The organism is Blastococcus sp. SYSU DS0619, assembly GCF_054051035.1.
Genome location: NZ_JBJHAM010000003.1, coordinates 93,026 through 118,256 on the forward strand (window position 1 = coordinate 93,026; position 25,231 = coordinate 118,256).

The 25,231-nt window shown below is 74.2% G+C and carries 26 protein-coding genes and 3 tRNA genes; 13 read left to right on the plus strand and 16 right to left on the minus strand.

Translation table 11 applies throughout. The features are described from left to right. Positions 1-50: 50 nt before the first annotated feature. A complete protein-coding gene (locus ACI79T_RS05330) occupies positions 51-1,046 on the minus strand; it encodes an NAD(P)H-dependent glycerol-3-phosphate dehydrogenase (RefSeq protein ID WP_456609006.1) in 996 nt (331 codons plus the stop codon). Continuing rightward, positions 1,043-1,879, minus strand: a complete 837-nt coding sequence (locus tag ACI79T_RS05335; protein WP_456609007.1) for a lysophospholipid acyltransferase family protein — start codon at positions 1,877-1,879, stop codon at positions 1,043-1,045. Before ACI79T_RS05335 ends, ACI79T_RS05330 begins: the two co-directional genes overlap by 4 nt. 111 nt (positions 1,880-1,990) lie before the next feature. On the opposite strand from ACI79T_RS05335, the gene cofC reads away from it, so the two are divergent. The 3 genes from cofC to ACI79T_RS05350 are packed head-to-tail and all read left to right on the plus strand — an operon-like array spanning position 1,991 to position 5,676. Further along, complete coding sequence (cofC, locus tag ACI79T_RS05340) at positions 1,991-2,635, plus strand: 2-phospho-L-lactate guanylyltransferase (RefSeq protein WP_456609008.1); 645 nt, start codon at positions 1,991-1,993, stop codon at positions 2,633-2,635. A 4-nt stretch (positions 2,636-2,639) separates the two neighbouring features. Further along, complete coding sequence (locus ACI79T_RS05345) at positions 2,640-4,712, plus strand: RNA degradosome polyphosphate kinase (protein WP_456609009.1); 2,073 nt, start codon at positions 2,640-2,642, stop codon at positions 4,710-4,712. Beyond that, positions 4,696-5,676, plus strand: coding sequence for an NUDIX hydrolase (locus ACI79T_RS05350; protein WP_456609010.1), 981 nt, complete (start codon positions 4,696-4,698; stop codon positions 5,674-5,676). Before ACI79T_RS05345 ends, ACI79T_RS05350 begins: the two co-directional genes overlap by 17 nt. On the opposite strand, the gene leuD is transcribed toward ACI79T_RS05350, so the two are convergent. Together leuD and leuC are read right to left on the minus strand one after the other, a co-directional pair. Continuing rightward, entirely contained in the window at positions 5,625-6,224 is a 600-nt protein-coding gene (leuD, locus tag ACI79T_RS05355) for a 3-isopropylmalate dehydratase small subunit (protein ID WP_456609011.1), read from the minus strand. The two genes, ACI79T_RS05350 and leuD, sit on opposite strands and share 52 nt — an antisense overlap. Positions 6,225-6,227: 3 nt before the next feature. Further along, positions 6,228-7,634, minus strand: a complete 1,407-nt coding sequence (gene leuC / locus ACI79T_RS05360; protein ID WP_456609012.1) for a 3-isopropylmalate dehydratase large subunit — start codon at positions 7,632-7,634, stop codon at positions 6,228-6,230. A gap of 111 nt (positions 7,635-7,745) precedes the next feature. On the opposite strand from leuC, the gene ACI79T_RS05365 reads away from it, so the two are divergent. From ACI79T_RS05365 to ACI79T_RS05380, 4 genes are read left to right on the plus strand one after another with little or no spacing between them, the layout of a single operon-like run. After that, the gene (locus ACI79T_RS05365) at positions 7,746-8,408 is read left to right on the plus strand and encodes an IclR family transcriptional regulator (RefSeq protein ID WP_456609013.1); all 663 of its coding nucleotides are present in this window, start codon (positions 7,746-7,748) and stop codon (positions 8,406-8,408) included. Positions 8,409-8,448: 40 nt separating this feature from the next. Next, entirely contained in the window at positions 8,449-8,658 is a 210-nt protein-coding gene (locus tag ACI79T_RS05370) for a hypothetical protein (protein WP_456609014.1), read from the plus strand. After that, positions 8,655-9,182, plus strand: a complete 528-nt coding sequence (locus tag ACI79T_RS05375) for an ArsR/SmtB family transcription factor (protein WP_456609015.1) — start codon at positions 8,655-8,657, stop codon at positions 9,180-9,182. Before ACI79T_RS05370 ends, ACI79T_RS05375 begins: the two co-directional genes overlap by 4 nt. Continuing rightward, positions 9,179-9,985: a M23 family metallopeptidase gene (locus ACI79T_RS05380; protein WP_456609016.1), complete on the plus strand. Its 807-nt coding sequence runs from the start codon at positions 9,179-9,181 to the stop codon at positions 9,983-9,985. Before ACI79T_RS05375 ends, ACI79T_RS05380 begins: the two co-directional genes overlap by 4 nt. A 12-nt stretch (positions 9,986-9,997) precedes the next feature. Here the strand turns inward: ACI79T_RS05380 and galK are convergent, their stop codons facing one another. The 8 genes from galK to ACI79T_RS05420 all read right to left on the minus strand — a co-directional run bounded on the left by galK (position 9,998) and on the right by ACI79T_RS05420 (position 16,410). After that, the gene (gene galK, locus ACI79T_RS05385) at positions 9,998-11,167 is read right to left on the minus strand and encodes a galactokinase (protein ID WP_456609017.1); all 1,170 of its coding nucleotides are present in this window, start codon (positions 11,165-11,167) and stop codon (positions 9,998-10,000) included. Continuing rightward, positions 11,164-12,252: a galactose-1-phosphate uridylyltransferase gene (gene galT / locus ACI79T_RS05390; RefSeq protein ID WP_456609018.1), complete on the minus strand. Its 1,089-nt coding sequence runs from the start codon at positions 12,250-12,252 to the stop codon at positions 11,164-11,166. The genes galK and galT overlap by 4 nt, the downstream gene beginning before the upstream one ends. Before the next feature lie 126 nt (positions 12,253-12,378). After that, positions 12,379-12,451, minus strand: a tRNA-Glu gene (locus ACI79T_RS05395). 100 nt (positions 12,452-12,551) lie between these two features. Beyond that, a tRNA-Glu gene (locus tag ACI79T_RS05400) sits at positions 12,552-12,624 on the minus strand. 44 nt (positions 12,625-12,668) lie between these two features. Then, positions 12,669-12,740: transfer RNA gene (locus ACI79T_RS05405), tRNA-Gln, on the minus strand. Positions 12,741-12,818: 78 nt separating this feature from the next. Continuing rightward, positions 12,819-13,787 carry a CPBP family intramembrane glutamic endopeptidase gene (locus ACI79T_RS05410; protein WP_456609019.1) on the minus strand — a complete coding sequence of 323 codons (969 nt, stop codon included), beginning with the start codon at positions 13,785-13,787 and terminating at the stop codon, positions 12,819-12,821. Positions 13,788-14,089: 302 nt separating this feature from the next. Next, the gene (gene gltX / locus ACI79T_RS05415) at positions 14,090-15,592 is read right to left on the minus strand and encodes a glutamate--tRNA ligase (RefSeq protein ID WP_456609020.1); all 1,503 of its coding nucleotides are present in this window, start codon (positions 15,590-15,592) and stop codon (positions 14,090-14,092) included. Between the two features lie 5 nt (positions 15,593-15,597). Continuing rightward, entirely contained in the window at positions 15,598-16,410 is an 813-nt protein-coding gene (locus ACI79T_RS05420) for a fumarylacetoacetate hydrolase family protein (RefSeq protein WP_456609021.1), read from the minus strand. Positions 16,411-16,465: 55 nt separating this feature from the next. Between ACI79T_RS05420 and ACI79T_RS05425 the strand changes: the two genes are divergently transcribed. The 3 genes from ACI79T_RS05425 (at position 16,466) to ACI79T_RS05435 (ending at position 18,126) form a co-directional block, all read left to right on the plus strand. Beyond that, complete coding sequence (locus ACI79T_RS05425) at positions 16,466-16,846, plus strand: VOC family protein (RefSeq protein WP_456609022.1); 381 nt, start codon at positions 16,466-16,468, stop codon at positions 16,844-16,846. A gap of 232 nt (positions 16,847-17,078) precedes the next feature. After that, positions 17,079-17,390 (plus strand): putative quinol monooxygenase, encoded by a 312-nt coding sequence (locus tag ACI79T_RS05430; protein ID WP_456609023.1) that lies wholly within the window; start codon positions 17,079-17,081, stop codon positions 17,388-17,390. Positions 17,391-17,397: 7 nt separating this feature from the next. Then, the gene (locus ACI79T_RS05435; protein ID WP_456609024.1) at positions 17,398-18,126 is read left to right on the plus strand and encodes a glutamine amidotransferase; all 729 of its coding nucleotides are present in this window, start codon (positions 17,398-17,400) and stop codon (positions 18,124-18,126) included. On the opposite strand, the gene cimA is transcribed toward ACI79T_RS05435, so the two are convergent. Then, complete coding sequence (cimA, locus tag ACI79T_RS05440) at positions 18,117-19,703, minus strand: citramalate synthase (protein WP_456609025.1); 1,587 nt, start codon at positions 19,701-19,703, stop codon at positions 18,117-18,119. The two genes, ACI79T_RS05435 and cimA, sit on opposite strands and share 10 nt — an antisense overlap. Before the next feature lie 216 nt (positions 19,704-19,919). Between cimA and ACI79T_RS05445 the strand changes: the two genes are divergently transcribed. Next, positions 19,920-20,324, plus strand: coding sequence for a hypothetical protein (locus tag ACI79T_RS05445; protein ID WP_456609026.1), 405 nt, complete (start codon positions 19,920-19,922; stop codon positions 20,322-20,324). A 5-nt stretch (positions 20,325-20,329) separates the two neighbouring features. Here the strand turns inward: ACI79T_RS05445 and ACI79T_RS05450 are convergent, their stop codons facing one another. From ACI79T_RS05450 to serA, 3 genes are read right to left on the minus strand one after another with little or no spacing between them, the layout of a single operon-like run. Further along, positions 20,330-20,830, minus strand: coding sequence for a hypothetical protein (locus ACI79T_RS05450; RefSeq protein WP_456609027.1), 501 nt, complete (start codon positions 20,828-20,830; stop codon positions 20,330-20,332). Positions 20,831-20,857: 27 nt separating this feature from the next. After that, positions 20,858-21,880: a 3-isopropylmalate dehydrogenase gene (locus ACI79T_RS05455; RefSeq protein WP_456609028.1), complete on the minus strand. Its 1,023-nt coding sequence runs from the start codon at positions 21,878-21,880 to the stop codon at positions 20,858-20,860. 16 nt (positions 21,881-21,896) lie between these two features. After that, complete coding sequence (serA, locus tag ACI79T_RS05460) at positions 21,897-23,498, minus strand: phosphoglycerate dehydrogenase (protein WP_456609029.1); 1,602 nt, start codon at positions 23,496-23,498, stop codon at positions 21,897-21,899. 124 nt (positions 23,499-23,622) lie between these two features. On the opposite strand from serA, the gene ACI79T_RS05465 reads away from it, so the two are divergent. Both ACI79T_RS05465 and ACI79T_RS05470 read left to right on the plus strand, forming a co-directional pair. Continuing rightward, on the plus strand, positions 23,623-24,360 hold the full coding sequence (locus ACI79T_RS05465; RefSeq protein WP_456609030.1) for a hypothetical protein: 738 nt from the start codon (positions 23,623-23,625) through the stop codon (positions 24,358-24,360). A 122-nt stretch (positions 24,361-24,482) separates the two neighbouring features. Beyond that, positions 24,483-25,181: a hypothetical protein gene (locus ACI79T_RS05470; protein WP_456609031.1), complete on the plus strand. Its 699-nt coding sequence runs from the start codon at positions 24,483-24,485 to the stop codon at positions 25,179-25,181. Positions 25,182-25,231 lie beyond the last annotated feature (50 nt).

The following is a 25,231-nucleotide window of genomic DNA, read 5'->3' on the forward strand; positions in this document are numbered from 1 at the left end:
TCCCGCCCTGTCACCGGCCGCCTCGCTGCGATGCTCACGCCCCTGTCCGCTCACTCCGGCTTCGCCTCCCGCGACATGATCTCCCGCACCATCCGGCCGGGCGCCTCCCCCTCATGGCAGACCCGCACGACCGCCTCGGTGATCGGCACGTCGATCCCGTGCGCGCGGGCGAGGTCGAGCACCGAGCGGCAGCTCTTCACGCCCTCGGCGGTCTGCCGGGTGCTCTGCTGCACCTCCTCGACCGTCATCCCCCGGCCGAGCTTCTCGCCGAAGGTGCGGTTGCGTGACAGGGGAGAGCTGCAGGTGGCCACCAGGTCACCCAGCCCCGCCAGCCCGGCGAACGTGGTCAGCTCGGCGCCCAGGGCCAGCCCCAGGCGAGCCGTCTCGGCCAGCCCGCGGGTGATCAGCGAGGCGCGGGTGTTGTCCCCGAAACCGAGCCCCTCGGCGATGCCGCAGGCCAGGGCGATCACGTTCTTCACCGCACCGCCGAGCTCGCAGCCGACGAGGTCGGGGTTGGTGTACGGCCGGAAGTAGGGGGTGTGGCAGGCCGCCTGGAGCACCGCCCCCCGCTCGGCGTCGGAGCACGCGATCACCGTGGCGGCGGGCTGCTCCTCGGCGATCTCGCGCGCCAGGTTCGGGCCGGACAGGGCGGCCACCCGCTCCGGGCCGGCACCGGTGACCTCGCAGATCACCTCGCTCATGCGCTTGGTGCTGCCGAGCTCGATGCCCTTCATCAGGGACAGCAGGGTCGCGTCCGGCGGCAGGAGCTCTCGCCAGGCACCGAGGTTGCCGCGCAGCGACTGCGAGGGCACGGCGAGCACCACGACGTCGGCGTCGAGCAGGGCCTCGGCCGGGTCGGCCGTCGCCCGCAGCCGCTCCGGCAGCCGCACCCCCGGCAGGTAGTCGGCGTTCTCGCGGTCGTCGGTGATGGCCTTGGCCAGCTCGGGACGCCGGGCGTGCAGCACGACGTCGCACCCGGCGTCGGCGAGCACCTTGGCGAACGTCGTCCCCCAGGAGCCGGCACCGAGCACCGCGGCGCGGGTCACGCCGCGGTCCCCGCGAGACCGTCGGGGCGCCGGCGCGCCGGGCCCGGGAAGAAGGTGAGCGGGGGGCGCTCGTCCCGCAGCTCGCCCAGCTGGTCGCGCACCCTCGACATCATCAGACCGGTCGTCTCCCGCGGCAGGTCGGCGTTCAGCGGACGGCCCGCCCGCACCTCGGCCCGCAGGGCGGCGAGGTCGATCGGCTCGCCGACGAGGTAGTCGGCGGGCGCGCGGAGCCGCAGGTGCAGCTTCTTGGTGTGGTAGTCGTGCACCTTCTGCGGCCCCCACTGCGCCACCGGGACGACGACGGCGTCGCTGGTCAGCGCCAGGTGGGCCGCGCCCGTGCGGGCCTGCATGGGCCACCAGTCCGGGTCGCGGGTGACCGACCCCTCGGGGTAGATGACCACGATGCCGCCCGCGCGCAGGTCGGCCCGGGCCGCGTCCAGCGACCCCCGCGCGGCGCTGGAGTACCGGGTCACCGGGATCTGGCCGGCCGCCCGGAGGATGGTGCCGGCGAGCCCCGCGAAGACCGCCTCCTTGGCCAGGAAGTGCGGGATCCGGCCCTGGTCGAACACCAGGCGGGCACAGGCCAGCGGGTCGAGCACCGACACGTGGTTGACGACCAGCAGCACCGGCCCGCGCACGGGGATGCGGTCGGCGTGCCGGTAGCGCAGCCGGAACATCAGGCACGACACCGGGTAGATCACCACGATGCACAACCACAGGGCGAACGAGATGCGGCCCCGGGTGCGCCACCTGCCCGGCCGGCGGGCCCGCCGGGCCGGGACCGGGGTCGGCCCGCCCGTCTCCGCTCCGCCCGAGGACGTCTCTACCGTCACCGCCGCACCTCCCTCCTGTGAGCCAGCCCATGATCGACCCGTGCTCCCGCCCGCGGGGCACCGGGTCCCGGCCGGGGGCCCGCAGAAGGGCCGTGTGCTCACATTGTGGCCGTGTCCAGCTGGTCGGTCGTGGTCCCGGCGAAGCGGCTCGCCGTGGCCAAGACCCGGCTGCGGCCGCTCACCGGCGCGCCCGGCGGCGACCACGAGGCGCTGGTCCTGGCGCTCCTCGCCGACACGGTGGCCGCGGCCCTGGCCTGCTCACGGGTGGCGTCGGTCGTCGTCGTCACCGACGACCCCGATGCCGCCGACCTGGTGCGCGGCCTCGGGGCGCGCACCGTCCCCGACGAGCCGGACCGGGGCCTGAACCCGGCGCTCGAGCACGGCGCGCGCCGGGCCGGCGGCAGCCACGTGGCCACGCTCTCCTCCGACCTGCCCGCGCTGCGCGCCGCGGAGCTGGCCGCCGCGCTGACCGCGGCGGAGGCAGCGCCCCGCTGCTTCGTCGCCGACGCCCAGGGCACCGGCACCACCCTGCTGACCGCCGTCGGGGTGCCCCTGCGCCCCCGGTTCGGGCGCGGCTCGGCGGCCGCCCACCGGGCGGACGGCGCGGTGCCCCTGAGCGGCGCCTGGCCCGGCCTGCTGCGCGACGTCGACACACCCGATGACCTGCGCGCGGCCCTGGCGCTCGGGTCCGGTCCGCGCACGGCGGAGCTGGTCCGGGGGTCACCCGGTCTCGCCGACCGGCTTACGGCACGATGAGGCCGTGCCTTCCGAGAATGCTTCCCGGACCAGTGCCCTGCCCGCCGACCGGTACCTGAACCGGGAGCTGTCCTGGCTGGACTTCAACTCCCGCGTGCTGGAGCTCGCGGAGGACGCCTCGCTCCCCCTGCTCGAACGCGTCAAGTTCCTCGCCATCTTCGCCAGCAACCTCGACGAGTTCTACATGGTGCGCATCGCCGGGCTGAAGCGCCGGCAGAGCACCGGGCTCACCGTCCGCTCCCCCGACGGGCTGACCATCCGCGAGCAGCTGGAGCGGGTGACCGCCCGCACGCGCGAGCTGGTGCAGCGGCACTCCGACGTCTTCAACAAGGACGTGCTGCCCCGGCTGGAGGAGACCGGTATCCGGATCGTCCACTGGGACGACCTGGAGGACGACGCGATGCGCCGGCTCCGGGACTACTTCCGCGACCAGGTCTTCCCGGTGCTCACGCCGCTCGCCGTCGACCCGGCGCACCCGTTCCCCTACATCAGCGGCCTGTCGCTGAACCTCGCCGTGTCGGTGCACGACCCGGACACCAACGCGCCCCGCTTCGCGCGGCTCAAGGTGCCGAACAACGTGCCGCGGTTCGTGCCGGTCGCCACGCAGGACGACACGGTCGTCTTCCTCCCGCTCGAGGACCTCATCGCCGCGCACCTGCCCCAGCTCTTCCCGGGGCTCGACGTGCTCGACCACCACTTCTTCCGCGTCACCCGCAACGCCGACGTCGAGGTCGAGGAGGACCGCGACGAGGACCTGCTGCAGGCGCTGGAGCGCGAGCTCGCCCGGCGCCGGTTCGGGCCCGCGGTGCGCCTGGAGGTCGCCGAGCCGATGGACCCGCGGATCCTCGACGTGCTCATCTCCGAGCTCGAGGTCTCCCCCGCCGACGTCGTCCACGTGCCCGGGCTGCTCGACCTGGCCTCGCTGATGGCGCTCTACGACCTCGACCGGCCCGAGCTCAAGGACGAGCCCTTCGTGCCGGCCACGCACCCGCGGCTGTCCGAGGGCGAGACGCCCAAGAGCGTCTTCGCCACCCTCCGCGAGGGCGACGTGCTGGTCCACCACCCGTACCACTCGTTCGCCACGAGCGTGCAGCGGTTCATCGAGCAGGCCGCCGCCGACCCGGACGTGCTGGCCATCAAGCAGACGCTGTACCGCACCTCCGGCGACTCCCCGATCGTCTCGGCGCTGATCGAGGCCGCCCAGGCCGGCAAGCAGGTCGTCGTCCTGGTCGAGATCAAGGCCCGGTTCGACGAGGAGGCCAACATCAGCTGGGCCCGTTCGCTGGAGCGGGCCGGCTGCCACGTCGTCTACGGGCTGGTGGGGCTGAAGACCCACTGCAAGACCGCCCTCGTGGTGCGCCGCGAGCAGGGCGTGATCCGGCGGTACTGCCACATCGGCACGGGCAACTACAACCCGAAGACCGCCCGCATCTACGAGGACCTCGGCATCCTCACCGCCGATCCCCGCGTCGGCGCCGACCTCACCGACCTGTTCAACGTGCTCACCGGCTACTCGCGGCAGACCAACTACCGCACGCTCATGGTGGCCCCGCACAGCATCCGCAACGGCCTGGTCGAGAAGATCCGCCGCGAGGCCCGGCACGCGGGCGAGGGACGCCCCTCGGGCATCCGGATCAAGGCGAACTCGATCGTCGACGAGCGCATCATCGACGCGCTGTACGAGGCGTCGCAGGCCGGGGTGCCGGTGGAGCTGTTCGTGCGCGGCATCTGCGCCCTGCGGCCGGGCGTCCCCGGTCTGTCGGAGACGATCCGGGTGCGCTCGATCGTCGGCCGGTTCCTCGAGCACTCCCGGGTGATCTCCTTCCTCAACGGCGGGGAGCCGGAGTGGTGGATCGGCAGCGCCGACCTCATGCACCGCAACCTCGACCGCCGGGTCGAGGTGCTGCTGCGGGTCTGCGACGAGGCCGCCCGTACGCAGCTGGAGGAGTCCCTGAGCCCCGCCATGGCCCCGGGCGTGCGGTCCTGGGAGCTGCGCAGCGACGGGCAGTGGGACCGGCTGGAGGGACGGGACTACCAGGCCGAGCTGATGCACCGGATCCATGAGCTCGCCGGCTGAGCCGCGGCCGATCGCCGCCGCCGGCGGGGTCGTCTGGCGGCCGGCCGGGGACGACGGCATCGAGATCGCCGTCGCCCACCGGCCCCGCTACGACGACTGGTCGCTGCCGAAGGGGAAGCTCGACGCCGGCGAGCACGCGCTGGCGGCCGCGTGCCGCGAGGTCGTCGAGGAGACCGGGTTCCGCGTGGTCGCCGGACGCCGCGGGCCGACGACGCAGTACGCGGTCGACGGCGTCCCCAAGCACGTCGACTACTGGCTCATGCGCTGGGCCGGGGGCGCCTTCGTCGCCAACGACGAGGTGGACGAGCTGCGCTGGCTCGCCCCCGACGACGCGACCGCGCTGGTCACCCACGACCACGACCGGCTGGTGATCGCCGACGCCGCCCGCACCGACGTGCCGCGCGAGGTGGGCCTGCTGCTGGTCCGCCACGGCCGAGCCGGGAGCAAGCAGGAGTTCGACGGCCCGGACGACCTGCGCCCGCTGGACGACCGGGGGCGGCGGCAGGCCCAGCAGCTGGCCGAGGCGCTCGCGTGGTTCTCCCCCGACGACGTGCTCAGCGCCCCGAAGCTGCGCTGCACGCAGACCGTGGAGCCGCTGGCCGGGCGGACGGGCCTGGAGGTGCGCCCGTCACCCGCGATGGCCGAGGAGGCTTTCGCCGACGACCCGCAGGCGGGGCTGGCGCTCGTGGCGGAGCTGCTGGCGCCGCGGGACCACACCGGCGTCACCGTGCTGTGCAGCCAGGGCGGGGTGATCCCCGCCGTGCTCCAGGCGCTCGGGGTGCACGGCCACGGCGTCCGGGGCCTGCTGCCGCCGGCCGCCAAGGGCAGCGTGTGGGCCCTCGGCGGCCGGACGGGAGCGCTGGTGGCGGACTACTACCGCAACTTCGAGCCCGACCCGGACGCCCCGGTGCGTCAGCGCGCGGGCAGCGCCGCCGGCAGCCAGGACGGGCGCGCCGCCTCGTAGGCCTCGACGTCGCCGAGGTGCCGCTCGGTGAGGCCGACGTCGTCGAGCCCCTCCAGCAGCCGCCAGCGGGTGTAGTCGTCGACGTCGAACGGCACCGCCACGTCGCCGTACGTCACCTGCTTGGCCTGCAGGTCCACCGTCACCTGCGTCGCGGGGTCGGCCTCGATCGCGGTCCACAGCGCCTCGACGTCGGCCTGCGGCAGCACGACCGTCAGCAGGCCCGACTTGGTCGAGTTGTTGCGGAAGATGTCAGCGAACCGGGAGCTGATGACGACCCGGAAGCCGCCGTCGAGCAGCGCCCAGTTGGCGTGCTCGCGGGAGGAGCCGGTGCCGAAGTCGGGGCCGGCCACCAGGATCGACGCGTCGGCGTACTCGGGCTTGTTGAGCACGAAGTCCGGCTCGTTAGTCCGCCAGGCGATGAACAGGCCGTCCTCGAACCCGGTCCGGGTGATCCGCTTGAGGTACTCGGCCGGGATGATCTGGTCGGTGTCGACGGCGCTGCGGCGCAGGGGCGCGGCGGTGCCGGTGTGGGTGGTGAAGGCGTCCATGGCTCAGGCTCCGATCAGGTCGGCGGGGGCGGTGAGACGGCCGGTCAGCGCGGTGGCCGCGGCCACCGACGGCGAGACCAGGTGGGTGCGCCCGCCCTTGCCCTGGCGGCCCTGGAAGTTGCGGTTGCTGGTCGACGCCGACCGCTCGCCGGGCTTGAGCTGGTCCGGGTTCATGCCCAGGCACATCGAGCACCCGGCGCCCCGCCACTCGGCGCCGGCCTCGATGAAGACCTTGTCCAAGCCCTCCTCCTCGGCCTGCAGCTTCACGCCGACCGAGCCAGGGACGACGAGCATGCGGGTGTCCGGGTCGATCCGCTTGCCCTGGAGGAACGCCGCCGCGGTGCGCAGGTCCTCGATCCGGCCGTTGGTGCAGGAGCCGAGGAAGACGGTGTCCACCTCGATCTCCCGCAGCGGGGTCCCGGGGGTCAGCCCCATGTAGGCCAGCGCCTGCTCGGCGGCCCGCCGCTCGCCCTCGTCGGCGAACTGGGCCGGGTCGGGCACCTCGCCGTCGATCGGCAGGCCCTGCCCTGGGTTGGTGCCCCAGGTGACGAACGGGGTGAGCGCCGAGGCGTCCAGCGTCACCTCGCGGTCGAACACCGCCCCGTCGTCGGTGCGGAGGGTGCGCCAGTGCTCGACGGCGGCGTCCCAGTCGGCGCCCTGCGGGGCGTGCGGGCGGCCCTGCAGGAAGTCGAAGGTGGTCTGGTCGGGGGCGATGAGGCCCGCCTTCGCGCCGGCCTCGATCGACATGTTGCAGATGGTCATCCGGGCCTCCATCGACAGCGACTCGATGGCGCTGCCGCGGTACTCGATGACGTGCCCGGCCGCACCGTTGGTGCCGATCTGGGCGATGACGGCCAGGATGATGTCCTTGGCCGAGACCCCGGGGGCGAGCTCGCCCTCGACGGTGACCGACATCTGCTTCGGGCGGTACTGCGGCAGGGTCTGGGTGGCGAGCACGTGCTCGACCTCGCTGGTGCCGATGCCGAAGGCCAGCGCCCCGAAGGCGCCGTGGGTGGAGGTGTGGCTGTCGCCGCAGACGATCGTCATGCCCGGCTGCGTCAGCCCCAGCTGCGGGCCGATCACGTGCACGATGCCCTGGTCGCGGTCGCCCATGGGTGCCAGCCGGATGCCGAACTCGACGGCGTTCCGCCGCAGCGCGTCGACCTGCGCCCGGCTGACCGGGTCGGCGATGGGGCTGAGGATGTCCAGCGTCGGGACGTTGTGGTCCTCGGTCGCCATGGTGAGGTCCGGACGGCGGACCGTGCGCCCCGCGGCCCGGAGGCCGTCGAAGGCCTGCGGGCTGGTCACCTCGTGGACGAGGTGCAGGTCGATGTAGAGCAGATCGGGCTCGCCCGCGGTGCTGCGCACGACGTGGGCGTCGTAGACCTTCTCGGCCAGGGTCTTCGGCACGGTCCGTCCCCTTCGGGTGACTGGTCGATCCCGGAGTGGCTGTCTCACTCTTCGGGATGCAAGTATTGCTGTGTGGGACAGCCTAACCCGGTCGCGGTCTTGGACAAAGCGGTGTCGATCCTGCACGCCGTCGCACAGGAGCCGGCGACCCTCGCCGAGCTGGTGGCGCGCACCGGCCTGCCCCGGGCCACGGCCCACCGGCTCGCCGTCGCACTCGAGGGGCACCGCCTGGTGCGCCGCACCGACGCGGGCAGCTGGGCGCCGGGGCCGGCGCTGGCGGAGCTCGGCCGCAGCACCGCCGACATCGGCGAGATCGCGTCCCGCCACCTGGCGACGCTGCGTGACGCGACCGGCGAGAGCGCGCAGTTCTACGTGCGCGACGGCGCCACGCGGGTCTGCGTCGCCGCCGCCGAGCGCGCCAGCGGCCTGCGCGACACGGTGCCGGTCGGCGCCCGGCTGCCCATGACCGCCGGGTCCGCCGCGCACGCCCTGCTCGCGTTCACGCCCGCCGAGGAGGTCACCCGGCTGCTCCCGCAGGCCAGCTTCACCGCCCGGACGCTGCTCGACGTCCGCCGCCGGGGCTGGGCGCACAGCGTCGCCGAACGGGAGCCCGGGGTCGCCTCGCTGTCGGCCCCGGTCCGCGACGGCAACGGCAGCGTCCTGGGCGCCGTCTCGATCTCCGGCCCGGTGGAACGCCTGGGGCGCCGCCCCGGCGCGGAGGTCATCGGCGCCGTGCTCGACGCCGCGGCGGCGATCGCCCGCGCCGCCCGCTGAGACCTTCCATCGTTCCTACGTTCTAACGTAGGATGGTCGCATGGCGTCGATCAGGAGCCCGCTCGGACGGATCGCGACCGGCGCGCTCACCGGCTTCCTCCTCGGCTTCGCCGTGGGGCTCCTCGTCGCCGTCGTCTTCGACGGCGAGGTCAACCCCTTCTTCTTCGGCGCGATCGGCATCGCGGTGGGCGCCGGGATCGCCGGCGACCGGCCCCGGGGGAACGACGACCGGTCCGGGACCTCCCCATGAGCGACGAGGCGCGGCTGACCCGGATCGAGGAGCGCCTCGCCGCCCTGGAGGCCGCCCAGGACACCACCGCACCCGGAAGGGCGACGGCGCAGGACCAGGCGGCGGCCGGCGCCCGGTTCTGGGTCCTCGACGGGCTGGCCGACGACGCCGCGGCGCTCGCGGGCGGAGCGGTCGTCTACGCCGGCCGGGTCACGCTGCCCACGGGCGAGGAGTACTCCTGGCAGCGCACCCACGGGGCGGAGCAGTCGCGCGGCGACGAGGACGTCGACACCGCCACCGCGCCGGTGCTGGCGGCGCTGGCCCACCCCGTCCGGCTCCGGCTGCTCCGCGAGGTCCTCGCCGGCTGCACCACGACGGCTGCGCTCGCCGCCCTGCCCGGGCTGGGCACCACCGGCCAGCTGCACCACCACCTGCGCCAGCTCACCGGCGCCGGCTGGCTGCGGACGACGGCCCGCGGCGCCTACGCCGTGCCCGCCGAGCGGGTGGTCCCGCTGCACGTCGTCCTGGCGGCGGTGTCGGCATGAGCCCGCGCCGCGCCGCCGCCCGGGTCCGCCCGCTGCTGCTCGTCCCCGGCGTGCTCCTCGTCCTGTCGGGCGAGGTGGGCGTCGCCCTGGGGCCGCTGATCGGCTTCCTCCTGCTCGTCACGTTCATCGCCCTGGACCGGGTCGCGCCACCGGCCGCGCCGGTCCGCGTCGTGGAACCACCCGTCGACGGCGCCTGGCGGGCGCTGAACTCCCCCGCGACCAAGGTTCCCTCGCACGGCACCCACGGCCTCGGCCAGACCTGGGCGATCGACCTGGTGGCCGAGCCGCCCGGCGCCGTCCGGCCGGTGTTCGGCTCGGGAAGCCAGTGGCGGCCGGTCACCGACTACCCGGCGTTCGGGCTGCCGGTGCGCTCCCCCGTCACCGGCACCGTCGTCCGGGTGCACGACCGGCGCCGCGACCACCGGGCCCGCAGCGGCTGGCTGTCGATCGTCTTCCTGCTGGTCGTGGAGGGGTTCGTGCGCCAGGTGGCCGGCACCCGGTGGCTGCTCGGCAACCACGTCGTCGTCGACGCCGGGAACGGCACGTTCGCCGTCCTCGCCCACCTGCGCCGCGGCTCGGTGCGCGTCGCCGTCGGTGACCGGGTCGCCGCCACCGAGCAGGTCGCCGAGTGCGGCAACTCGGGCAACAGCAGCGAACCGCACCTGCACGTGCAGCTCACCGACTCCCCCTGGGTGGCCGGGGCCTGCGGCCGGCCCATGGCGTTCCGCGCCGGCGGCGCCGGTGACGTCGACGGGCTGCCGGCGAACGACGAGCTCGCCGTGCTCGCCCCGGTGGCGCGCTAGCGCCCGGGGCCGTCAGGTCAGCCGGCGGGCGCCGGCGGACGGGACGACGACGAAGGTGCGCGGCGCGGGGTGCCGCGCATGCGCGAAGCGGTCGGTCACGGCGGTGGTGACCGCGTCGACGCCGCCGCTGTCGACCAGGGCGACGACGCTGCCGCCGAAGCCACCGCCGACCATGCGGGCGCCGTGCGCGCCGCCAATCAGCGCGGCGTCGACGCAGGCGTCGACCAGCGGCACGGAGACCGCGAAGTCGTCGCGCAGCGACTCGTGGCCCGCGGTCAGCAGCGGACCGATCGTCCGTGGGTCGGCGGCGCCGCGCAGCGCGGCCACGACCTCGAGCACGCGGGCGTCCTCGGTGACCACGTGCCGGGCGCGCCGGAGCAGCCGGTCGCCCTCGGCGCTCCCGTCGGCCAGCGGCGCGAGCGCGGCGACGTCGTCGACCTCGCGCAGCAGCCCGACCCCGAGCCGCCGGGCGGCCTCCTCGCACTCCCGGCGCCGGTCGGCGTAGCCGCTCCCGGCATGCTCGTGCGTGGTGCCGGTGTCGACCACCAGCAGCACGAGACCGGCCGCGGCGAGGTCGAGCGGCACCTGCTCCCGCGTGCCGTCACGGGTGTCGAGGAAGAGCGCGTGCCCGGCCACGCAGAGCACCGACGCCGACTGGTCGAGGATCCCGGTCGGCGCGCCGGCGAAGTCGTTCTCGGCCCGGCGGGCGACGTCGACCAGCGCGTCGGTGTCCAGGTCGAGGCCCAGCAGGTCGCGGACGGCCAGCGCCACCGAACAGCAGAGCGCCGCCGACGAGGACAGCCCGGCGCCGACCGGCACGTCGCCGTCGACCAGGATGCTCAGCCCACCCGGCACCCGCTCCGCCAGCGCGTGCACGACGCCGGCCGGGTAGGCCGCCCAGCCGCCCGGACGGCCGGGCCGGAGCCCGGCGACGGCGACCTCGGCGTCCTGGTCCGGATGCTGCACGGAGGCGAGCACCAGCAGCCCGTCGTCCCGCCGGGCCAGCGCCGCGCGGGTGGTCTGCGGCAGCGCCACGGGGAGCACGAAGCCGCCGTTGTAGTCGGTGTGCTCGCCGATCACGGTCACCCGTCCCGGCGCCGCCCAGACCCCCTCGGGCGCCCGTCCGAAACGACCGGCGAAGGCGGTGGCGGTCCGCTCCGCGACGGCCCGGTCGTCCGTCACCACGTGACGTTCCGCAGCTGGCCGGCGACGTCCTCCGGGTTCGTGTCGGTGAGGAAGGCGCCCATCCCCGATTCGGAGCCGGCCAGGTACTTCAGCGTGCCGCGGGCGCGGCGCAGCGAGAACAGCTGCAGGTGCAGCCACCAGTCGTCGCGCCCCTCCCCCACGGGCGCCTGGTTCCAGGAGGCGATGTAGGGCATCGGGGTGTCGAACAGGTGCGCGAACCGGCCCAGGACGTCCAGGTAGACCTCGACGAGGGCGTCCCGCTCGGCGCCGGTGAGGGCGGGCAGGTCGGGCACCTTGCGGGTGGGGAACAGCTGCACCTCGTAGGGCCACCGCGCGGCCGCCGGGACGAACGCCGTCCAGTGCTCGTTGCCCCCGACCACCCGCGGTCCGGTCCGCTCGGCGCTGACCACCTCGCCGAAGAGGTCCGCACCGGTGACCTCCCGGTGCCGGCGCACGGACCCCAGGATCCTCGCCACCCGCGGGGGCACGAAGGGGTACGCGTAGATCTGGCCGTGCGGGTGGGCGAGCGTGACCCCGATCTCCTCGCCGTGGTTCTCGAAGCAGAACACCTGCGCCACGCCCGGCAGCGCGGAGAGCTCCGCGGTGCGCTCGGCCCAGACGTCGACCACCAGCCGGGCGCGGTCGGCGCCCAGCCCGGCGAAGTCACGGTCGTGCTCGCTGGTGAAGCAGACGACCTCGCAACGGCCGTACCCCGGCCGCAGCTCCGCGAGCGGGTTGCCCTCCACCGCGGGGGCCAGGTCCCGCGCCACCTCGGTCGCGAGGGACGGGAACCGGTTCTCGACGACGACCACCTGGTAGTCGCTCTCCGGGATCTCGGTCGACCTGCCCGGCCGGGAGGGGCACAGCGGACACTGGTCGGCCGGGGGCAGGAGGGTGCGGGTCTGCCGGTGGGCGGCGACGACGACCCACTCGGAGAGCAGCGGATCGAACCGCAGCTGCGAGCGGGCGACCACGGCCGGCAGGTCACGGGTGTCGACGGCGTCCCGCGGTACGGGGTGCCGGTCGTCGTCGAAATAGAGGATCTCCCGGCCGTCGGCCAGCTGACGGCTGGTGCGGATCACCGCGCGGACCACCTTCCCGCCGTTCCGGTGCGGGAGCGGCGGTCCGACCGTATGCCGGGCGGTGATTCCACAGCCACCGGGAACGACGAGAGCCCCCGACCTGGTGGTCGGGGGCTCTCGCTCACGTAGCCCCGAAGGGATTCGAACCCTCGCTACCGCCGTGAGAGGGCGGCGTCCTGGGCCGCTAGACGACGGGGCCGTGTGCGGGAGCCATTTTGCCATGCCCCTGCCGGCGGGTCGCAGGGACCCCCGGAGACGGCGAGAGCCCCCGACCTGGTGGTCGGGGGCTCTCGGTCGCGTAGCCCCGAAGGGATTCGAACCCTCGCTACCGCCGTGAGAGGGCGGCGTCCTGGGCCGCTAGACGACGGGGCCGTGCTGGGTGCTGCTGTACTGCGAGAGGAAACCAGGATTCCTCGCTGGGGTACCAGGACTCGAACCTAGACTAACGGAACCAGAAACCGTCGGGCTGCCAATTACCCCATACCCCATGGGTGGCACCTCGCGGCGCCGGAAAAGACTCTACCTGACGTCCGGAGGGCGGGTCGCACCACCCCCCGGCCGGCGGGTCAGCGCACCGGAGCGGGCCCCGCCACGGGCGGGATCCGGAGGTCCAGCGCCGGGGTGCGCGTCGCCAGGTCGGCCCGCCGCCGCCACCGGGCGACGAGGCCGACGTAGGCGCCGAACGCGACCAGGCCGAGCGCCCCCGAGGCGGCCGCCAGCCCGGTCGGCAGGACCCCGGTGGCCACGCCCTCCCCCAGCAGCGCGGCGAGCACGAACAGCACCACGTTGTTGGCCGCGTGCAGCACGACCGCCGCCTCCAGGCCACCGGTCAGCCACACCACGGCCGAGGCCGCCAGAGCGAACAGGAAGCGGTCGAGGAAGGTCAGCAGGTCCGGCGGGAGGTGCGCGAGCGAGAACAGCGTCGCGGTGACCAGCGCGGCCACCACGGCACCGGCCTGCGGGTTGCGGATCCAGCCGGCGATCGCCTGGCTGAGGTAGCCGCGGAAGAGGTACTCCTCGGCCGCGGACTGCAGCGGCGTGGTGAGCAGGACCACCACGAGCAGCCACCCCCACGAGCGGACCGGCCCCTCGACGTCGGCGTCGCCCACGGTGAAGGCCAGCAGCACCGACAGGCCGATGGCCACGCCGAGGGTGGCGAGGGCGAACAGCGTCAGCCGGGGCAGCAGCCGCCAGCGGAAGCGGGCGAGCACCGAGGACGACCAGCCCGTGCGCATGCCGTGGGCCACGGCCCACGCCAGCCAGACCACCGGGATCGCGACGATCAGCGTCAGGTTGGTGACCAGGAGCGTGCCGGGGTCGGTCAGCTCCAGCAGGGCGAGGTCGGGGCTGACCCCGGTGACGATGCCGATCACCGCGAGCACGGCGCTGCCCACCACGAAGACCACACCGAGGAGGAGCAGGCCCAGCAGCGGCCGCCACCAGGCCCAGTCGCGGGTGCGCATCACGTGCAGGTAGGGCTGCGGCTCGTCGTGCGGCGGTGCGTCCGGGGGAACTCCCCAGCCGACCGGGGGCACCGGGTACGCCGCCGGGTGCGGCCCCCACGGCGGCGGTGGCGGTCCCCAGGGCGGCGGTGGCGGCCCCCAGCCGGGTGGTGGCGGCCCCCAGCCGGGTGGCGGCGGCCCCCAGCCGGGTGGCGGCGGCCCCCAGGCCGGCGCCGACCCCCAGCCCGGCGGTGGCGGACCCCAGGCCGGCGCAGGCGGATGGGCCCAGGGAGACGCCCAGGGGCCCACGGGGACCTGTCCCGGTCCGGGGCGCAGGGTCGGCGGCGGACCGGCGTACGGCTCGTCGGCCGGGCCGCCGCCGGCCACCGGCGACGTCATCCCGCGGTGGCGAGCGTGCGCGCCGCGGCGAGCCGGTCGAGCGTCCGCTCGCGGCCGAGCAGCTCCATGGACTCGTACAGCGGCGGGGACACGGTGCGGCCGCTGACCGCCACCCGGACCGGCCCGAACGCCTGGCGCGGCTTGCGGCCCAGCCCCTCGACCAGCGCCTCCTTCAGCGCCTGCTCGATGGCCGGCGTGGTCCACTCCGGCAGCTCGCGCAGCGCCGCCGTCGCGGCGTCCAGCACCTCGACGGCGGCCTCCCCGGCCAGCTGCTTCTCGGCCGCCGCGGGGTCGATCTCCACCTCGTCGACGAAGAGGAAGCCGAGCAGCCCGACCGCCTCGGAGAGCACGATCATGCGTTCCTGCGCCAACGGCGCGATGGCCCGCAGCACGGCGTCCTGCTCGGCGGTGGGCGGCTCGCCGACCAGGCCCGCGGCGGCGAGGTACGGGACCACCCGGGCGGTGAACTCCTCCACCGGCAGCGCGCGCAGGTGGGTGGCGTTGATCGCCTCGGCCTTCTTCAGGTCGAAGCGCGCGGGGTTCGCGCTCACCCGGGTGACGTCGAAGGCCTCGACCAGCTCCGCCGTGGAGAAGATGTCCCGGTCGTCGGCGATCGACCAGCCCAGCAGCGCCAGGTAGTTCACCAGGCCCTCGGGCAGGAAGCCGCGCTCCCGGTACACGTCGAGGTTGGACGTGGGGTCACGCTTCGAGAGCTTCTTGGTCCCCTCACCGGTCACCAGGGGCAGGTGCCCGAAACGCGGGGTGCCGGTGGCCACGCCGATGTCGGTCAGGGCGGCGTACAGCGCCAGCTGCCGCGGGGTCGAGGGCAGCAGGTCCTCGCCGCGGAGGACGTCGGTGATGCCCATCAGGGCGTCGTCCACCGGGTTCACGAACGGGTACAGCGGCGCGCCGTTGCCGCGCACCAGCACGAAGTCGGGCACGGCTCCGGCGGCGAAGCGGACCTCGCCGCGGACGAGGTCGGTCCAGACGAGGTCCTCGTCGGGCATCTTCAGCCGCAGGACCGGCGTCCGGCCCTCGTCCCGGAAGGCCGCCTTCTGCGCCTCGGTGAGGAACCGGTCGTGGTTGTCGTAGCCGAGCTTCGGGTCCTCCCCCGAGGCCCGCCGACGGGCGTCGACCTCCTCGTTCGTGGAGAAGGACTCGTACGCGTGCCCGGACGCCAGCAGCTTGGCGGCCACCTCGCGGTAGATCTCGTGCCGCTCCGACTGGCGGTACGGCCCGTTCGGTCCACCGGCCTCCGGCCCCTCGTCCCAGTCCAGGCCCAGCCAGCGCAGGCTGTCGACCAGGTGCCGGTAGGACTCCTCCGAGTCACGGGCGGCGTCGGTGTCCTCGATGCGGAAGACGAACGTGCCGCCGTGGTGCCGCGCGTGCGCCCAGTTGAACAGGGCGGTGCGGATGAGCCCGACGTGGACGAGCCCGGTCGGCGACGGGCAGAAACGGGTGCGGACGGATGCGGTCGGTCCGGTGGGTGGGACAGCCATGGCCGTCATCGGGCGCCGCCCGCGGTGGAGACGGCGTCGGCCGCGGAGACCGTGTTCGTCAGCGTGCCGAGACCCTGGATCGTGCAGGCGACCGTCTGGCCGGGACGGATCGGGCCCACGCCGGACGGGGTGCCGGTGAGCACGACGTCGCCGGGCAGCAGGGTCATCACCTGCGAGATGTAGGAGATGAGCAGGGGGATGCCGAAGAGCAGCTGGCTGGTCCGCCCGGTCTGGCGGCGCTCGCCGTCGACGTCGCAGGTGACCTCCAGGTCGGCGACGTCCAGGCCGATGCCGGTCAGGTCTGTCTCGATCCACGGGCCCAGGGGGCAGAAGGAGTCGAAGCCCTTCGCGCGGGTCCACTGCCCGTCGCTCTTCTGCATGTCCCGCTCCGTCACGTCGTTGCCGATCGTGTAGCCGAAGATGCTGGCCGTCGCCTGCTCCGGCGTCACGTTGCGGGCGCCCCGGGCGCCGATGACGACGCCGAGCTCGGCCTCGTGGTGGACGTTGGCGCTGCCCGGCGGGATCCGGATGGCGTCGCCGGGACCGATGACCGACGTCGACGGCTTGAGGAACAGCAGCGGCTCGGTCGGAGCGTCGCCGGTGTTCATCTCCTTCACGTGTTCGGCGTAGTTCTTGCCGACGCATACCACCTTGCTCGGCAGGATCGGCGAGAGCAGCCGGATGTCGGCCTGCGCGTAGCGCGTGCCGGTGAAGGAGATCTGGCCGAAGGGGTGGCCCTCGATCTGGGCGACCTGGCCGTCTCCGTCGAGGACGCCGAAGGACATGCCCTGGGGGGAGGCGAAACGGACGATGCGCACATCGCGAGGTTAGTCGGCGAGCGGGCGGTCGCCTCCCGGCCTACCGTCTGCCCCCATGGCCTGCCGCTTCTCCGAGCTCGTGATCGACTGCCGCGACGCCGAATCGCTGGCCGGGTTCTGGGCCGCGGTCCTGGACTACCGGGTGCTGGGCCGCGAGGAGAACGGGGAGGTCGAGATCGGGCCCGAGGCGGGGTTCGGCGGGCCGGCGCCCACGCTCATCTTCCAGCCGGTCGCGGAGCCCACCCCGGGCAAGGTGCGGCTGCACATCGACCTGAACCCCACCGACCGCGACCAGGACGCCGAGCTGCGGCGGCTGCTCGACCTGGGTGCGACGCCCGCCGACGTCGGCCAGTCCGGCGACGAGAGCTTCCACGTCCTGGCCGACCCGGAGGGCAACGAGTTCTGCCTGCTGCGCACCCGGCTGGACCCGGTGTAGCCGGGACGGCAACTGGCCGCGGTGTCGCGGCGAGTGGGGCCCGGAGGGTCCCGGGCAGCCGTGACGAAGCGGCTCCGCACGTCAGGGGGACGGCAACGGGCCGCGGTGTCGCGGCGAGTGGGGCCCGGAGGGTCCCGGGCAGCCGTGACGAAGCGGCTCCGCGCGGCTGGGGGACGGCAACTGGCCGCGGTGTCGGCCGGAGGCCGACAATGACGCAGTGATCCTCATCGTCGTGAAGTTCCCCGTCCGTCCCGAGCGCGCCGACGAGTGGACCGGGCTGGCCGCCGACTACGCCCGTGCGGTGAACGCGGAGGAGGGCTCGCTGTTCTTCGAGTGGTCCCGGAGCCTCGAGGAGCCGAACACCTACGTCTGCGTCGAGGGCTTCCGGGACGCAGACGCGGGCGCCGCCCACGTCGCCACGGACGCCTTCAAGCGCTTCGTCGAGCAGGCGCCGGACCTCGTGTCGGCGCAGCCGCAGATCATCTACGTCGACGCGCCCGACGTCGCGGGCTGGGGCCCGATGGGCGAGATCCAGCCGCGCTGAACCGCGGGTGAAGCCCTTCCTGCTGCTGTCCTCCCGACCGGAGGACGAGGCGGCCGACCAGGAGCACAGCGCGTTCCTGCGGTGCACCGCCCTCCCCGCCGCACGGCTGCACCGGATCCGGCTGGAGGCCGCTCCGCTGCCGGCCCTGGACCTCGACGACTACGCCGGGGTGTTCCTCGGTGGCGGCCCGTTCAACTCCAGCGACCCGGCGGAGGACAAGTCGGCGGTCCAGCTGCGGGTCGAGCGGGAGGTGGCCGCGCTGCTCGACGACGTCGTGGCGCGGGACCTGCCCTTCTTCGGCGCCTGCTACGGCATCGGCACGCTCGGCACCCACCGGGGCGGCGTCGTGGACCGGACGTACGGCGAACCGGTGTCGGCCGTCGAGGTCACGCTGACGCGGGAGGGCCGCGACGACCCTCTGCTGGCCGGCGTGCCCGACCGCTTCCAGGCGTTCGTCGGTCACAAGGAGGCGTGCCGGGCGCTCCCGCCGGACGCGGTGCTGCTGGCCTCGTCGCCGAGCTGCCCGGTGCAGATGTTCAAGGTCGGGGAGAACGTCTACGCCACCCAGTTCCACCCGGAGCTGGACGTCGCCGGGATCGTCCAGCGGGTGCGCATCTACCAGCACGCCGGCTACTTCGCGCCCGCCGAGCTGGACGCGGTGATCGGGCGGCTGACCCCCGCGACCGTGACCGCCCCCGGACGCCTGCTGGCGAACTTCGTCGCCCGCTACGGCTGAGGACGGCGCAGGACGGCGTAGGTGAGCGCATCGACCAGCGCGTGCCACGACGCCTCGACGATGTTGGCGTGCACCCCGACGGTGGTCCACTCCCCCTGCCCGTCGGTGGTGTCGATGAGCACGCGGGTGGTGGCGCTGGTGCCGCCCTTCCAGCCGAGGATGCGGACCTTGTAGTCGGCCAGGGCGACGTCGGCCAGCTGCGGGTAGCGGTGCACCAGCGCCTGCCGCAGCGCGTTGTCCAGGGCGTTGACCGGGCCGTTCCCCTCGCCGGTGCTGATGATCCGCTGCCCGTCGACGTGCACCTTGACGGTCGCCTCGCTGACGACCACGCCGTTGCCCCAGTGCTCCACCGAGGACTTGTAGCTCTCCAGCTCGAACAGCGGGGGCGGGGCCCCGGGCAGCTGCGACCGGAGCATCAGCTCGAACGAGGCGTCGGCGGCCTCGAAGGACCAGCCGTCGGCCTCGAGCACCTTCACCTGGTCGACCACCCGGCCGATGGCGTCGCTCTGGCCGGTGAGGTCCACGCCCAGCTCGCGGCCCTTGAGCTCGACCGACGCCCGGCCGGCCATCTCGGTGACCAGGATCCGCATGTCGTTGCCCACGACCGCCGGGTCGAGGTGGTTGTAGAGCTCGGGGCTCACCTTGATGGCGCTGGCGTGCAGCCCGGCCTTGTGGGCGAACGCCGAGGCACCGACGAACGGCTGGTGGTCGTCTGGGGCGATGTTGGCCAGCTCGGCGATCGCGTGGCTCACCCGCTGCAGCTCGGGCAGGCACTCGGCCGGCACCGCGGGGATGCCCATCTTGGTGACCAGGTTCCCGATGAGCGAGAAGGTGTCGGCGTTGCCCGCCCGCTCGCCGTAGCCGTTCGCCGTCCCCTGCACGTGGGTGACGCCGGCCTCGACCGCCGCGAGGGTGTTGGCCACCGCGCAGCCGGTGTCGTCCTGGCAGTGGATGCCCAGCCGGCCGCTCACCCGCGCCCGCACGTCGGCCACGACGCGGCCCACGCCCATGGGGAGCATGCCGCCGTTGGTGTCGCACAGGACGCCGACCTCGGCACCGGCGTCGAACGCCGCCTGCAGCACCCGCACCCCGTAGTCCCGGTCGGCGGCGTAGCCGTCGAAGAAGTGCTCGCAGTCGAGGAACACCCGCCGGCCGGCGGCGACGAGGTGGGCGACGGTGTCGGCCACCATCGCCAGGTTCTCCTCCAGGGTGGTGCGGAGCGCCTCGCGCACGTGCCGCACGTCGGACTTCGCGACCAGGCAGACCACCGGCGTCTGCGCGTCCAGCAGGGCGCGCACCTGCAGGTCGTCCTCCACCGCGACCCCGGCCTTGCGGGTGGACCCGAACGCCACCAGCTGGGCGTGCTTGAGCTGCAGCTCGGTGCGTGCCCGGGAGAAGAACTCCGTGTCCTTGGGCAGCGCCCCGGGCCAGCCACCCTCGATGTACCCGACCCCGATCTCGTCGAGCAGCCGGGCGACCGCCAGCTTGTCGGTGACCGAGTAGCTGACCCCCTCCCGCTGGGCGCCGTCGCGCAGCGTGGTGTCGAAGACGTGGAAGTCGGTTCCGGTGGTGCTCACGGTGTCTCCCGGGGATGGCAAGAGGGCCGAACACGAAAAAGACCCCCCGGGTACGGGAGGTCTGCGCGCAGTCGGGGAGGTGACTGCGCGCTAGGCGATGATGATCGTGCCGCTGGTGTGCATCGCCGACCATGAAAGCACGGGCGACGTGGTGCACGGCACCCCTGGGCCGGAACCCGGGCGACGGACCGGCGCCCGGCCTGGTACCCACTCCCGATGATCCCGACCGACTGGACCCCTGTGCACCGCCCCGCCGACGGGGAGCTGGTGGGCTGGCTGGCCCCCGGCGGCACCGACGGGCTGGTGTGCCCGGTGCTGCTGACCGGCGCGCGCCTGGCCGGCCCCGGGTCGGCCGACGACGCCGCCGAGCTGTTGCGGTCCCGCGGCCTGGCCGCCCTGGACCGGCGGTGGTGGGCCCGGCTGCCCGAGCCCCTCCCCGCCGGCAGTTTCGCGGCCGGGGAACCGGGCGGGGACTGGACCTGGCAGCCGGTCGTGCTGGTGGAGTCCTCCCCCACCGGCTGCACGGTGCGGCCGGAGTGGCCCGCCCCGGGCGAGACCGGGCGCGCTCTCCTCCCGGTGCCGGTCGGCGACCTGCTGCGCGAGCAGCCTCCGGAGGGCTGAGCCCGTCACCCCCGGTCGGGGACCCGGGCGCGCAGCCGGTCGCTGAACTCGACGGCGTAGGGCAGCCCCCGGAGGTCCTCCGCGACGACGTCGACACCCGCGGCGCGCAGCAGCTCGGCGAGCCATTCCCAGGGGTGGTCCTCGCCGGTGTCCTCCGCGTCGTCCGGGAGCACGGTCGCGCGCACGTCGTCGGCCAGGTGCGCGAGCGTCAGACCCCGCCACGGGTCCGCACCGCCGCCGAGCGTGAACCCCCGCTCGTCGTGCAGCCGGATGCGACGCCCGTCCGCCAGGACGGCGAACTCCTCGACGCGGAACGAGATGCCGCCCGGATCGAGGACCGGCTCGTCCGGGGCCGGCACGTACGGCGCGTACCCCCACCCCGGAGTGGCGCGCCCGCCCGCCCGCACGTCGTCGCCGTCCGCGGCGCCGGCGAGCAGCCGTCGGCGGGCCTCCTCCTCGGTCACCAGATCGCACCACGCACCCAGCCCGGCCAGCGGTGTCCCCATGGCCGGACGGTACCGCCGGCCGGGAGGTCAGCCGCCGGCGAGCGCCGCGAGCCGGTCGCCGACGTCGGTGGTCCGGATCGTCGCCTGCGGGTCCCGCGTGGACAGGTCGAAGGAGACGGCGGCGTCCACCTTGCGCGCCTGCTCGGTGCGGCCCAGGTGCTCCAGGAGCAGCCCGACCGACAGCACGGTCGCGGTCGGGTCGGCGACCCCCTGCCCGGCGATGTCGGGCGCCGATCCGTGCACGGGCTCGAACATGCTCGGGTTCGTGCCGGAGGCGTCGAGGTTCCCGCTGGCGGCCAGGCCGATGCCCCCGGTCACGGCGGCGGCCACGTCGGTGACGATGTCGCCGAACAGGTTGTCGGTGACGATGACGTCGTAGCGGCCCGGGTCGGTGATGAAGAACATCGAGGCGGCGTCGACGTGCTGGTAGGCGACGGTGACCTCGGGGAACTCGACCGACACCTCCTCCACGACCCGCGACCAGAGGCCGCCGGCGTGGGTAAGCACGTTCGTCTTGTGGATCAGCGTCAGGTGCTTGCGCGGCCGTGCCACGGCCCGCTCGAAGGCGTAGCGGACGACGCGCTCGACGCCGAAGGCGGTGTTCAGGCTGACCTCGGTCGCGACCTCCTGCGGGGTGTCCTTGCGCAGCACGCCGCCGTTGCCGACGTAGGGACCCTCGGTCCCCTCGCGGACGCAGAGCATGTCGATCGGGCCGGGCGCCGCCAGCGGGCTACGGACGCCGTCGAAGAGCTTCGCCGGGCGCAGGTTGACGTGGTGGTCGAGCTCGAAGCGCAGCCGGAGGAGCAGGCCGCGCTCCAGGATGCCGGGCGGCACGCTGGGGTCGCCGATCGCGCCGAGCAGGATCGCGTCGTGCTGGCGGAGCTCGTCGAGCACGGTGTCCGGCAGCAGCTCGCCGGTGCGCTGCCACCGGGTGGCACCGAGGTCGTACGGGGTCGTCTCCAGGTCGGGCGCGACCGCGCGGAGGACCTTGAGCCCCTCCGCCACGACCTCGGGACCGATGCCGTCTCCAGGGATCACTGCCAGGCGCATGGGAAGCGACCCTAGGTCAGAGCGTGGTGAGGTCCGCGGCCCGGGCTGCCCGGGCCCCGATGCGACCGGCGATCTCCTGGAGCAGCTCCGGCCCGACCGGGCTGTCGACGGTGACCGCCATGAGCGCCTCGCCGCCCTCGCCGGCCCGGCTGACCTGGGCGCCGGCGATGTTCACCCCGGCCACGCCCAACGCCGCCCCGACCGCGCCGACGACGCCGGGGCGGTCGGCGTAGACGAAGAAGAGCAGGTGGCCCGAGGCGGCCAGGTCGATCTCGAAGCCGTCGACCTCCGTCAGCCGCGGCACCTGGTTCTTGCCGAACAGCGTGCCGGCGACGGTGACCTGCGTGCCGTCGGCCATGGCGCCGCACACCCGGACGTAGTTGCGGTAGGTCGGGCTCTCCGGGTCGCTGGTCAGGGTGATCTCCAGACCCCGCTGCCCGGCCAGCAGCGGCGCGTTGACGTAGGTGACCTGCTCCTCGACGACGTCGGAGAATACGCCCTTGAGCACCGCCAGCGAGAGCACCGAGACGTCGAACTCGGCGAGCTTGCCCCGCACGTCGACGGTGACCGACTGGGCCAGTCCCCCGGCGACGGAGGTGAAGACCCGGCCCAGCTTCTCCGCCAGGGGCAGCCCCGGGCGGACGTCTTCGGCGACCACCCCGCCGGCCTGCACGTTCACCGCGTCCGGGACGAACTCGCCCTGCAGCGCCAGGCGCACCGACCGGGCGACCGCGGCGCCGGCCTTGTCCTGCGCCTCCGTCGTCGATGCACCCAGGTGCGGGGTGACGACGGTGTTCGGCAGGCTGAACAGCGGGCTGTCGGTGCACGGCTCCGTGGCGTAGACGTCGATGCCCGCGGCGCCCACCTGGCCGGTCCTCAGCGCGTCGGCCAGCGCCACCTCGTCGACCAGACCGCCACGGGCGGCGTTGACGACGATCACGCCCCGCTTGGTGGTGGCCAGCTCGTCGGCGCCGATCAGACCGAGGGTCTCCGGGGTCCTGGGCAGGTGGATGGTGATGAAGTCCGACTCCTCGAGGAGCTCCTCGAGGGAGACCAGCCGGACGCCCAGCTGCGCGGCGCGCCCCGGCTGGATGTACGGGTCGTAGGCGATCAGCTCGACGCCGAAGGCGGCCAGGCGCTGGGCGACCAGCACGCCGATGCGGCCCAGGCCGATGACGCCGACGGTCTTCTCGCTGACCTCGACGCCGGTGAACGCCGACCGCTGCCAGGTGCCCTCGCGCAGCGAGGCGTCGGCGGCCGGGATGCGCCGGGCGGCGGCCAGCAGCAGGGCGACGGCGTGCTCGGCGGCGCTGACGATGTTCGAGGTGGGCGCGTTCACCACCATGACGCCGCGCTCGGTCGCGGCGGCGACGTCGACGTTGTCCAGCCCGATGCCCGCGCGGGCGACCACCTCGAGCTTCGGCGCGGCGGCCAGCGCCTCGGCGTCGATCTGCGTGGCGCTCCGGATCATGACCGCGGCGGCGTCGGCCAGGGCGGGCAGCAGCGCGGCCCGGTCGGCGCCGTCGACGTGCCGGATCTCGACGTCGGTGCCGAGCACCTCCAGCACGCTGGGCGCGAGCTCCTCGGCGATCAGGACGACGGGGGCGGTCGGGGTCACGGTGCGCCAGCCTAGGGAGGCTCCCGCGCGCCGGACCCACCGAGCGGGTGCTTGCCCCGGTGTGGAGCCGACGACATCCTGGCCGTCGACAGCCGGGACGACCCGGCGCCCACGGAGGAGAACAGTGAGCCAGTCCGACGACCAGGGTCGTTCCGATTCCAGCCCGTACGGCCCAGGGAGCGGCCAGGAGCACGGCCAGCCCTCGTACCGGCAGGAGCAGCACGGCCAGCCCCAGTACGGCCAGCCTGACCCCGCCCAGCAGTACGGACAGGATCAGTACGGGCAGCCGGCCTACGGGCAGCAGTACGGCGACCCCGCCTACGGCCAGCAGTACGGGACGCCGTCGCCCTACGGCCAGCAGTACCCCCAGCAGTACGGCCAGTACGGCACGACCGGCGTCCCGGCCAAGCCGGCCGGCGTCGTCACCGCAGCCGTGCTCGGCTTCGTCTACGGCGCCTTCGGCCTGCTGCTGACCTTCTTCTCGTTCCTCATCGGGGCGGCCGCCAGCGGTGCGGACTCCGGGCTGGACGAGGAGATCCCGGGTCTCGGTTCCGTCGCCGGGGCCGTCGGCGGCGTGTTCCTGGTCATCGGCCTGCTGGCGCTGATCTGGACCGTCGTCATGATCTGGGGCTCGGTCTGGGCCCTCACCGGACGCAGCCGCGTCCTCCTGCTGGTCGGCGGCTCCATCGCGCTCGCCTTCACCGCTTTCGGCTTCCTGGGCAGCCTGGCCGAGGGCGGCACCGCCGACCTGGTGGTGAACCTGCTGTTCTTCCTGGCCGCCCTGGCGATCGTCGTGCTGCTGTCGATGAAGCCGGCCGCGCAGTTCTTCGCCGCGCACCGGTTCCGGCGCACCGGTCACTGAACCGGGTGACGGCTGCGGGGATCCGGCGGGAACACTCCGCCGGATCCCCGCGCCGGTGTGGTGATCCCTACCATCGGTCACCAGGGAGCCATACCGGCTCCCCTGACCAGGAGGACGCTGCGATGTCCAGCCCCACCCCCGGTTCCGACCCCGACCAGCCCCAGGGCGGCGCGCCGCAGGGCCAGCCGGGCTGGGGTCCGCCACCCGGCCAGCAGCCTGCGCCGGGCTACGGCCAGAACCCCCAGGGCTACGGCCAGAACCCTCCCGGCTACGGCCAGAACCCTCCCGGCTACGGCCAGGCCCCCCAGGGCTACGGCCAGAACCCTCCCGGCTACGGCCAGGCCCCGCAGGGCTACGGCCAGGGCCCGGGCGGCTACCCCGCCGCCCCTCCCGGCTACGGCCAGAACCCGCAGGGTCAGCGTCCGGGGCAGGTGACCGCTGCGGGGGTCGTCGGCCTCGTGTGGGGCGGCCTCGGCGCCCTGCTCGGCCTCCTCGGCCTGCTGGGGGCATCGGTCATCGACGACCTCGGGGTGGAGATCTCCGGCCTCGACATCCTGCTGGGCATCCTGGGGGTCGCCGTCGCCATCGCGATGGCCGTCGGCGGTGTGCAGGTCCTCCAGGGGAAGGCCCCCAAGCTGCTGCTCTACGCCGCCTACGCCCAGGCGGCCCTGTGGCTGCTCGGGGTCATCTCCCTGCTCGTGCAGGGCTACGAGTTCAGCTTCGCGGGCATCCTCAGCCTGGTCGTCGCCGTCCTCATCGTGTTCCTGCTCCGGCAGCCGGCGTCCCGGGAGTACTTCGCCGCGCACGGCCACGCGGTCTGATCTCCGGCACGACGCACGACGGCCCCCGCTGCCTCAGGCAGCGGGGGCCG